At 59.7% G+C, this 10628-nt stretch carries 8 protein-coding genes; 2 read left to right on the forward strand and 6 right to left on the reverse strand.

The window, feature by feature from the left end:
- Positions 1-87: 87 nt before the first annotated feature.
- The 5 genes from PspR84_RS00730 to PspR84_RS00750 all read right to left on the reverse strand — a co-directional run bounded on the left by PspR84_RS00730 (position 88) and on the right by PspR84_RS00750 (position 7144).
- Positions 88-555: an SRPBCC family protein gene (locus PspR84_RS00730; protein WP_160054594.1), complete on the reverse strand. Its 468-nt coding sequence runs from the start codon at positions 553-555 to the stop codon at positions 88-90.
- Positions 556-578: 23 nt separating this feature from the next.
- Complete coding sequence (locus PspR84_RS00735; protein WP_160054596.1) at positions 579-3971, reverse strand: non-ribosomal peptide synthetase; 3393 nt, start codon at positions 3969-3971, stop codon at positions 579-581.
- 13 nt (positions 3972-3984) lie between these two features.
- Entirely contained in the window at positions 3985-4914 is a 930-nt protein-coding gene (locus tag PspR84_RS00740; protein WP_160054598.1) for a diiron oxygenase, read from the reverse strand.
- Entirely contained in the window at positions 4911-5687 is a 777-nt protein-coding gene (locus tag PspR84_RS00745) for a DUF3050 domain-containing protein (protein WP_160054600.1), read from the reverse strand. Before PspR84_RS00745 ends, PspR84_RS00740 begins: the two co-directional genes overlap by 4 nt.
- A gap of 746 nt (positions 5688-6433) precedes the next feature.
- Positions 6434-7144, reverse strand: coding sequence for a GntR family transcriptional regulator (locus PspR84_RS00750; protein ID WP_160054602.1), 711 nt, complete (start codon positions 7142-7144; stop codon positions 6434-6436).
- A 197-nt stretch (positions 7145-7341) separates the two neighbouring features.
- Here PspR84_RS00750 and lapG point away from each other — a divergent pair, with 197 nt between their 5' ends.
- Both lapG and lapD read left to right on the forward strand, forming a co-directional pair.
- Positions 7342-8034, forward strand: a complete 693-nt coding sequence (lapG, locus tag PspR84_RS00755; RefSeq protein ID WP_160054604.1) for a cysteine protease LapG — start codon at positions 7342-7344, stop codon at positions 8032-8034.
- 14 nt (positions 8035-8048) lie between these two features.
- A complete protein-coding gene (lapD, locus tag PspR84_RS00760; RefSeq protein WP_160054606.1) occupies positions 8049-9995 on the forward strand; it encodes a cyclic di-GMP receptor LapD in 1947 nt (648 codons plus the stop codon).
- Between the two features lie 270 nt (positions 9996-10265).
- Here lapD and PspR84_RS00765 read toward each other — a convergent pair whose 3' ends face one another.
- Positions 10266-10604 (reverse strand): hypothetical protein, encoded by a 339-nt coding sequence (locus tag PspR84_RS00765; RefSeq protein WP_007918987.1) that lies wholly within the window; start codon positions 10602-10604, stop codon positions 10266-10268.
- Positions 10605-10628 lie beyond the last annotated feature (24 nt).

Consider the following 10628-nt stretch of genomic DNA (forward strand, 5'->3'; position numbering starts at 1 on the left):
ATCGGGTTCCATCTGAAGGAACCCGATCAACTGTAGGAGTGCGCCTGCTCGCGATAGCGGTCTAGAACTCACCGCCGAACTCAGGCCTTAAACAAACAGCCTCAGCACATTCCCCATCGCATCATCCGCAAACCCCTGCACAAACTCCTTGAACCCCGGCAGCGCCTCTTCACCCCCCGAAGCAGGCTCGGCAATGATCGTCCACGTCGCCCGGGATTTGCTTGCGCCCAGCGATTGCACATTCATCGCCGCCCACAGATTCGCCACGCCCAAGGTGTTGTAAATCGTCGTCCAGGTCATGCTTCGTGCGTGTTCATCGCGGGAGTTCAGTTGCTCAACCACCACGTTGCCATCCTTGAAGCATTTCTTGCGCAGCGAGGACACGCCCTCGCCGATAGTTTCTATGTGCGACAGCGCCGGAATGAAACGGTCGAAACCGCCGAAGTGGCCGACCACCGCCCAGACTTGCGCCGCGTCCGCCGACACTTCTACCGAAGAGACAACGTGGCAGCCGTGCGGATTTTTGATCAGAGTGTCGGGTTGCAGAGTGCTCATGGTGTTGCTCCTTTTTTGTGGCTTCAGATGAAGTTGATTTCTTTCAGGTAATCGCAGCCGCGACGCAGCAGCGCTGGGGACTTCTGTGGGTATTGCGCGCCCATCTGCTGCACGCCGGCCTCGGCGTTGGTGTGGCCGATCAGGGAAATGTCGCCGATGTCTTCTTCAAAGCCGTTGAGGTAGAAACCGAGCACGCCGAACAGCGCGTTGTCGGCGTCTACCCGGCCCAGTTGCTGCTGCCAGTCGGCGACGCTGACCAATGCGAACTCGCTGCCGGTTTCGCGGAACGAAGCAACGTAGGCGTCCCAGCTCAAAGGCTCGGGGTTGTGCAGGTTGAACACCGCGCGGTCGGGCGAATAACGGCTGGCGTGGAAGGCGATGAAACGGGCGAGAAAGTCCACCGGCATCAGGTCAAAATTAAGCGCGAAGGCCGGCACCTGGCCGAGCTGTATCGAGCCTTTGAGCATCAGCATCAAGCGGTTTTTGTGCGGCTGACAAACGCCGCTCAAGCTGTTGAAACTGATGTTGCCGGGGCGATACAGATTGACCCGCACACCACGCTCCCGCGCCCGTTCGAGGATGCGTTCGCCGACCCATTTCGACAGGTTGTAGCCGTTGCGAATGTAGATCGGTGGCGTTAGCGCGGCGGGCAGTTCCAGCACCCGTCCCGCATCATCGACCGTGCTTGAGGCCGACAGCGTCGAGACGAAGTTGAAGACCTTTTTGCTTTGCCCTTCGCACAAGCGCAGCAGGGCGAAAATCGGCTCGACGTTGTCCGCCGCCAGCGACTCGTAATCGAGCACGTGATTGACGTTGGCGGCGTTGTGCACCAGTGCGCCGAACTCGCGATCAAGGCGCTGATAATCTTCGTCGTTCATGCCCAGTTGCGGGCGCGAAATATCTGCCGCGTAAACCCGCACACGACGCAGATCCAGATGCTCCAGACGGTTTTCCCGCAGTGCCTCGGCAAACCGTTGCACCGCCGTTTTCCCGCCGCCATCACGCACCAGACACGCGACTTCGCTGGCGCCCCAACCGAGTAGCGCCTCGACGATGTGCACACCGACAAAACTGTTGGCGCCGGTGACGATGACCTTGTGCACATCGCCCATGCGGCTGATCGGCAGCGGTTCGATGTCCAGCGCACGCTCGGCGTCAGCCATGGCCTGGGCGCTGAGCACCGCGTTGTCATCGGTGCCGCGCACCAGTGTGGCGAGTTTGATGATGGTCGGCAGTTCGATGAAGCGATTGATCGAGATGCTGCGGCCGAACTCCTCACGCAAACGCAGCAACATGCGCGACAGCAAAATCGAGTGACCACCGAGATTGAAGAAGCTTTCGTCGGTGGAAATATCGCTGTTCGGCAACTCCAGCAATTCCGCCCAGATCTCCAGCAACAGTGCTTCATCGGCATTCGCCGGCAGGCATTTCGGCCCGCTGTCCTGCACGTTCACCGGCAGTTCCAGCAGCGCTTTGCGGTCGACCTTGCCGTTGCTGGCGAACGGCATGCTCGGCAGCTCGGTCCACGCCACGGGTTGCATGTAGTCCGGCAAAAACTGTCGGGCGTGAGCCTTCAGTGCTTCGCGCGCGGTGTCTGATTGCGGCTGGGCGAGGAAGGCCAGAATGCGCCGCTGACTGTCGATCACCACCGCCACTTGCCGGTACAACTGGCTCTCGCGCAGGCAGCGCTCGATCTCTTCCGGCTCGACCCGAAAGCCGCGAATCTTCACTTGGTTATCGCGACGTCCGCATAGCTCGATACCGTGCTCGCCCCACTTGGCCATGTCGCCGCTGCGGTAGGCGCGCAACGTCTGCCCGTCCGGCAGATTCAAGGTCAGATAACGCTCGGCGGTCTGCTGTGGATTGTTCAGATAACCGAGGCAGACGCCGGGGCCGACGATGAACAATTCGCCGACGGTGTTCTGCGGCACCGGTTGCAAATCGTCATCGAGAATCAGCACTTGGCTGTTGGCGATCGGCGCGCCGAGGCTGCGATTGCTGTCACCGGGTATCAGTTGACGCGCAGTGATCAGCACCGTGGCTTCGGTCGGGCCGTAAAGGTTATGCAGCGTGCCCTGACGGGTCAGTTGCTCGATGACGAACGGCTCGCAGACATCGCCGCCGGTCATCACTTGCACGCCTTCCAGTTGCTCCAGCGGCAGGATGCTCAACAGCGCCGGCGGCAGGAACGCATGGGTCAGTTGTCGGCGACGGATCAGCGCGATCAGTTGCAGCGGATCACGCCGTTGGGTGTCGTCGGGCACCACCAGTTCGGCACCTTCGAGCAGGGTCGGAAAGATGTCGATCAGTGACGAATCGAAGCTCAATGATGAGAACTGCAAAACTCGACTTTCTGCCTGCAACTGCACGTAATCGGCGTACCACGTGGTGAAGTGCGCAAGGTTGGCCTGACTGAGCAGCACACCTTTTGGATGGCCAGTGGTGCCCGAGGTGTAAAGCGCCATGCACGGCGCATCGAGCTCTGGGCGTCGGCACATCAGCGGTTGGCTCAGATCCGCGTCTGCGCTGGCGATGTGACTGACATCCAGCCCCGCCATGGTTTCGCCAAGCGGATGCTCGCCATCGTGCAGCAGCAACAACGCGCCGGCGTTTTGCAGAATGTATTGCTGACGCTGCAGCGGATGGCTCGGCTCCAGCGGCAGGTACACCGCGCCGCTGCCGAGGATTGCCAGAATCGAGGCGAACAACGCCGGGCTTTTCGGCAGGCAGATACCGACCACCCACGGCTGCGGGTGTTGCTCAAGCAAGGGCTGCAAGCGCTGTTGGATCGCGCGACTGTGGGCGTGTAATTGCCGATAGCTGATCGATTGTTCGGCGAGATGCAGCGCCGGTCGTTCGGCGTGGTGGATCAGGCTTTGTTGCAGGCGCTCGATTGCCGGAGTCTGCGCCTGTTCCAGCAGCGTCGGATTCGCCGTGTCGTTGAGGTGATGGATGTACGCCAGGCTGTCGAGGAACAGCAGGTCTTCCATCCGCTCGAAATCCGCCGCCGGCACCGACGCGGCCTGCTGAAAATAGTCAGCATTACGAGAGAAGCGGCTGACCAGCAACGTCACCTCGTCGATCACCTGCGTCAGAGCTCGCTGGCGCAGTGACTGACCATTGCCGGACGGCTCATCGGCAATCGGCACGCGGCTGATCAGTGAAGAACCGAGGAAGCACAGCAGATCGAGTGAAGGTAAACCGGCCTTGCTGTGCGCATTGATACCCAAGCGCAGGTGCAGGTGGGGGATTGCGCAGCGATCGCCAGCGCCGATGAAGCCATCGTCGATGATCAAGTCCACCGTCGATGCCGCAACGCCGCTGCGCTGCAATGTGTGGCCGTGTTGTTCAAGCTCCAGCGCCAGGTCGGTCATGGCCTGGCTGGCGCCAATCAGCAAAATGTCGAGACGTTTCATGTCGGCCTCCTTGTCAAACCAGGTAGTCACGCAGGGTGTGCTGCACGCAGGGCGTGTCGAGCAGCGAACTGTTGTGGAAGAACTTGACGATGTTGCCCACCAGCGGATGGTGGCGATTGATCGGGAACGCCAGCCCGGCCATTTCATCCCTGAGCGAACGGCGCGTGGCCTCGCTGACCGGCAGTGCGTCGATCAGGCGCAGGTCGAAGGATTTCTGGATGTCGTTGGTCAGGTAATGGCCGATGAACACCGGCAGAATCTGCGCGATGACCTCGCGATCTGCCGCGCTGGCGGTGTGCCAATAGATACGCACCATCCGCGCCCAGAAACTCGAATGGCGACCCTCGTCGAGCAAGTGGTCGGCCATCAGGCCTTTGATCGATGGCTTGACCGTATCGTCGCGTGCGAACGCGGCGACATCGCCGGTCACGGTGTTTTCGGCGATGGCCACGCAGATCAACTCCACCGCGCTGCGCAGGTGCTCCGGTGCCAGCGCTACGGCCGCAGGAATCGCCCGGCTCAGCTCGATTTCATCGGGCAACTGAATCGGTTCGATACCGGTCATCGCGACCGTTTGCTGCATGAAATCCATCGCCACCAGCGCGTGGTAATCCTCGTCGACCACCACGGTCATCGCGTCGTAACGACAGGCAAACGGGAAGGCCACGGCGAAGCGATTCTTGGCGATGCTGCGCGCAGTCTTGTCGACGATCTCGGTCTCGAAAATCACCACATCGTTGATAAATTTGTACAACGTCTGCACCAAGGCGAAATCGCGCTGCTGCGGACACTCGCGCAAGAAGGTTTCGCTGAGCACCAGCGGCTGACGACTGAGCGGGTAGATCAGGCGTTCATCGTCTTCCAGTACACGACGCGGGCGGGTGCGGATGGTGGCGCGGCTCTCCCAGGCGTCGGCGAAGGATTGATAGTCGGCGGCGTTCATTGGGCTACCTCCGCCAACGGTTCGCGCATGCTCAGGCGTAGGCCGTCCCATAAGGCGATGCGGCTTTCCACGGCAGCGATGGCGCTGGCGTAGACCTCGGCCTCGCGTTGCGGATCGCCGTCGACCAGGCGTTCGAGCAGGTGTTCTGCCGCCGGACCGTGATCCTCGGAGTCGACCTCGATATGCCGCTCCAGGTAATAGCGAAAGGTCGGCGCCTGTTCGATACCGATGCCCCAATCGTCAAGAATGCGCTGGAACATGGTCGGGATTACGCTCTCACGGCCATGTAGAAATGCCGCCGCCACGCTGTGTCCCGGTGCGTGCAGGGCGGTGCGCAAGGTGTCGCGGACAAACTGTGCGGCGGCCGGATCAACCTCGACGCTTTGCAGCGCGACGTCATAGCTCACGCCTTCCTGTTGCAGGGTGACGAAGCGCTCCACGGCCGTGGTGCTCGCGCCGATTTCGCGCATCGCATCTAGGTACAACTCGAAATGGCTGTAATGACCATCCGTCAGGCGATCATCCGATTCTTCGCCCAGAACGATCTCATTGATCAACCGGGCGGCGTGAGGATCGCGCGGCGGTAACCACGGCAATCGGGTACACGTCAGTTCCTGCTGCAGGCGTTTGGTCAGCGACATGAAATCCCACACGGCAAATACGTGTGTTTCCATGAAACGTTGTAATACCGATAACGAAGTGATCTCGGAAAAGATCGGGTGAATGCTAAGTTCGGCTTTCTTCAGGGCGAGTTGGTTCTTATTGGGCATCATGATGTCCTTTATCGTTGATGTTGAATGGAACTGTTCTGGCAGCTATGCAATCAGTTAAATGACGACTTACTTGTTTTCTGTCGACGGACGACAGGCTTCTTTGCTGATAGGTAAGTGCGGATCGATATAACTTTGACATGGCGTCATGTCTGCCCATAAGCCGCTACTGCTGAGCCGACGGCATTGGGCTGATACCGAGGTGAAGGGCGAAGTTCACACTTGGCGAAGAAAAGCTAATACACCGGCTAAGTATTTAACAAGCATATTTTTAATTATTTAAAGTTTGCTGTTTTTTGAAGTTGAGTTGTTTCGATAAAACTTCGTGTTGAAGTTTTATTTGGGCGTAGTTGCTCCTTTCGGCGAATAACGGCCAAAATTGATCGACAAGAGTGAATGCCTCACTCGAAGCAACTTTCCAGTAATAAGAGTTGAATGATTTAAAAGGGGCGGAAGTTGGCCGTGACCCCGCGCCATGACTTCCTTTTTCCCGTGGCAAGGCTCCTTCCGTAGGTTCCTGGTGCGGGGACTGCGCCGTCAGTGCGACGCGTCGCCCGTTCTTTATGGGGTTGGCCGTTCAAGAGTGCGGGTAAATGAGCGCCACGGCTATTACCGATTCGTCACCACCAAGGTGCAAATTTCGGGCTGAACGGCGCAGGGAGGTTAGAGCGGGCACGCGGATCCGCCCACCCGAGGGCTGGCAGATCGCGTGGGGATTTGTAAGAGAGTGATTCGCGGAGGGTGCGCGCTCAGCGTGCGGCTTGGCGGCTTTGTGCGGCGGGGGTGGCGAGATAGCGGGTAATCACGTCAACACCGCGATTGAGGTGCTGTTCAAGGAGTTTGATCGACAGTTCAATGTCACGTTCCTGCACGGCTTGCAGCATCGCCCGGTGATCGTCCTGGGACAATTTGCCCAGACCCATGGCCTCAAGGTTGAAACGCAGAAAGCGCTCTTCTTCGTTGAGGCCGTCTTCGACCAGGCGCAGCAAGCGTTTATTGGGCGCCTTGCTGTACAGGGCCATGTGGAACAAACGGTTGAGCCGGCCGATTTCCGTGTAATCGTGCTGCGCCTCCAGTTCCTCGATGTAACTCGCCGCAAGGGCGTGATCGGCAGAAGTCAGCAGCGGGATCGACTGCCGCATGGCTTCGGATTCGAGCAAGATGCGCAGTTCGTAGGTTTCCGTGGCATCGCCTTGAATCAGGGGCGCAACCACTGCGCCTTTGTGCGCAGTAACGCTGAGCAGTTCCTGGGCTTCGAGCTGGCGCAGGGCTTCGCGCACGGGCATGCGGCTGACGCCGAACAAATCGGCCAGATCCTGCTGGCGCAAGGCAGTGCCGCAGGGCAGACGCCCATCGAGAATCGCCGAGCGCAGTGTTTCTTCGATCACCGACCGGGCCAGATGCGCAGGAATCGGTCCGTCGACTTTAATGCTGTGCAGCGGTTTGGGCTTCTGTGTCACGACTACGCACCCTGTATGTCGGCCTGATTTGGATCCAAATGACACTAGTGATTGCTCTACAGGTTGTCAAACCTTGTAAAACAATGTGCTGGCAGCTGAAGTTTAGCGCGCCGGCGATGATCTCATGGTGCCATTGTTTTTTGCCGGGCTAAGCTTCACCATCAAACGCTTTCCTCCCTGCCCTCTGGAAACCTGCTGTGGCGGTATGTTTCGCGATCCCCCGGACGTTGCGCTGGCTAGGCTGCGCACTGTTGCTGGCCGGCATGATGCTGGGCGGTCTGCATGCCGATTGGGATTTTTCCACGATCAGCCGCAAAGCCACGGCGCTCTACGGGCCGCTGGGTGCCGGGCAGCAGCGCATCGATGCCTGGCAAAATCTGTTGGCCACGCAGAAGCAGGTCAGCGAGATGGAAAAGCTCAAAGTGGTGAACCTGTTCTTCAACAAACAGGTGCGCTACGTCGAGGACATCGATCTGTGGCACGAGGTCGACTATTGGGAAACGCCGATCGAAGCCTTATGGAAAGGCGCCGGCGACTGCGAAGACTACGCGATCGCCAAGTATTTCAGCCTGCGCCACCTCGGGGTTTCCAGTGACAAGCTGCGCATCACCTATGTCAAAGCGTTGCGCCAGAACCGTGCACACATGGTCCTGACTTACTATGCCACCCCCGATGCCATGCCGCTGGTGCTCGACAGCCTGATCGATCCGATTCAGCCGGCATCGCAGCGAACCGATTTGCTGCCGGTCTACTCTTTCAATGCGGAAGGGTTGTACTTGCCGGGCGCCAAGGGCAATAAAAAGGTCGGTGATACCAAACGTCTGTCACGCTGGCAGGATGTGTTGAAGAAAATGCAGGCCGAAGGTTTCCCGGTCGAGACGACTAACTAGGAGCACGCGCTCAGATGTCTTTGTTCAAACAGCTGTTGATCGCTATCTGTCTGTTCCTGGTGGTCGCCTTCACCGGCAGCTTCATGGTCAGTCTGGAAAGCTCGCGTACCCAGTACGTCAACCAGTTGCGTTCCCACGCCCAGGACGCCGCGACAGCGCTGGCCTTGTCGCTGACGCCGAATATCGACGATCCGGCGATGGTCGAGCTGCTGGTCAGCTCGATTTTCGACAGTGGTTATTACGCGAGCATCCGCGTGGTGGATCTGAAAACTGACCAGACCATCGTCGAGCGCAGCGGCATTCCGGCCGTCAGCAATGTGCCGGACTGGTTCGTCAAACTGATCGGTCTGGAACCGGCTGGTGGCGATGCACTGGTCAGCCGTGGTTGGGAACAGGCAGCGCGGGTCGAAGTGGTCAGCCATCCGATGTTTGCCGTGGCCAAGCTGTGGCAGAGCGCGTTGGGCAGCCTCGGCTGGCTGCTGATCTGCGGCGCAGTGAGTGCGGTGCTCGGGGCACTACTGCTGCGCCGGCAGTTGAAGCCGCTGGATTACATGGTCAAGCAATCCCACGCCATTGCCCGCCGCGAATTCCTCAGCCTGCCGGATCTGCCGCGCACGCCTGAGTTGCGCCGCGTGGTGCAGGCGATGAACCAGATGGTCGAAAAGCTCAAGGCGCTATTCCAGGAGCAGGCCGAGCGCAGTGAAAAACTGCGCGCCGAGTCCTATCAGGACAATCTCACCGGGCTGGCCAACCGGCGTTATTTCGAGATGCAGTTGAACAACCGGGTGAGCAACCCGGAGCAGGCCAGTTCTGGTTATCTGCTGCTGTTGCGGGTTAAGGATCTGGCGGGGCTCAACCAGCGCTTGGGCGGTCAGCGTACAGATGAATTGTTGAAAGCAGTAGGCGAGCAACTGTCGCGTGAATGCGCCAAATACCCGGAAACCCAGAACCTCGTCACGCGTATTCGTGGCGGTGAATTCGCCGTGCTGGCGCCGGGGCTGGTGCGCGAGGAAGCGCTGCAACTGGCGCAGAATCTCGACAGTGCCCTGAGCAGCCTGCACGCCACGGGCGCTACCGATGTGGCGGCGGTAGCGTCGATCGGCCTGGCGCCGTTCGCTCACGGCGATTCGCCGCAGTCGGTGCTCAGCCTCGGTGATCAGGCGCTGGCGCAGGCTGAAGGGCAGGGTGAGCAGAACTGGGCCTGCATCGATCAGAGCCTGACGGCGGACGTTGGCGACGATCACCACGCCTGGCACCGCTTGCTCGATCAGGCCTTGAGTCAGCAGCGTTTCGAGCTGTATTTCCAACCGGTGGTCGCCGCTGCAGACACGCAACTGGTGCTGCATTACAAAGTGCTCTCACGCCTGCTCGATGATCAGGGCCAGACCATTCCGGCCGGGCGCTTCTTGCCATGGCTGGAGCGCTTCGGCTGGACCGCGCGACTGGATCGGCTGATGCTCGAACGCGTGCTGGAACAGATGAAAGTGCATGAGGATTCGCTGGCGCTGAACCTGTCCTCGGCGACCCTGGCTGATCCGCAGGCGCTGAACAAAGTCTTCGAGATTCTGCGCGCGCATTCCAATCTGGGCGCGCGCCTGACCCTGGAAATCGGTGAGGAACAATTGCCGGAGCAGGCGGTGCTGGAGCAGTTGACCCGGCGTCTGCGTGAACTCGGCTTTTCGCTCAGCCTGCAGCGCTTTGGTGGGCGCTTCAGCATGATTGGCAACCTGGCGCGGTTGGGGCTGGCGTACCTGAAGATCGATGGCAGCTACATTCGTGCGATTGATCAGGAGAGTGACAAGCGTCTGTTCATCGAGGCGATCCAGCGGGCGGCGCACAGCATTGATCTGCCGCTGATTGCCGAGCGGGTCGAGACGGAAGGGGAGTTGTCGGTGATTCGCGAGATGGGTTTGTATGGGGTTCAGGGGCAGTTGTTGGGTGAGCCGCGGCCTTGGCGGTAAGAGCAACCCTCACCCTAACCCTCTCCCAGAGGGAGAGGGGACTGTCCGTGGGATATTGACGCAATACGCCGACGTGAGCGATTTGCGCTGAATCCATAATCGACTCGATTGCTCAGGTCGATGTACAGCGCCAGACACCTCGGTCAGCTCCTGCTGAATCCATAATCGACTCGATTCCTCAGGTCGGTGTATGACGCCAGACACCTCGGTCGGCTCCCTCTCCCTCCGGGAGAGGGCTGGGGTGAGGGTCGGCTTTTGATTCTGACGGGATCAGATCAACCCGCCCTCATCCTCATCGATCAACTGACTCAACCCGCCCAACGCCTCACGCGCCTGAGTCCGGTCCATCAGCTTGGCCTGAGCCGCCGGCGGCAGATCGGTGACGCGGATCACGCCTTTCTGGGTCAGCACCTGAATCAGGTCGTCGAGGACCCGAATCATTTCGAAGTCACTCTGCTTGAGCTGTTTCAGGCTGGTTTCCACCACTTCGTTGGCGAACCAGGCCTGGATTTCATGGCTGTCGGCCGGCAGCGTTTCCGTGGCCTCGGCGTAGGCCGCGGCTTCCACGCGAATCAACAGACCTTGCGCATCGCGTTGCACGTAAAACATTGAGCATCCCTCGGAAATGAACCA

It is taken from the genome of Pseudomonas sp. R84 (genome assembly GCF_009834515.1).
Taxonomy (GTDB): domain Bacteria; phylum Pseudomonadota; class Gammaproteobacteria; order Pseudomonadales; family Pseudomonadaceae; genus Aquipseudomonas.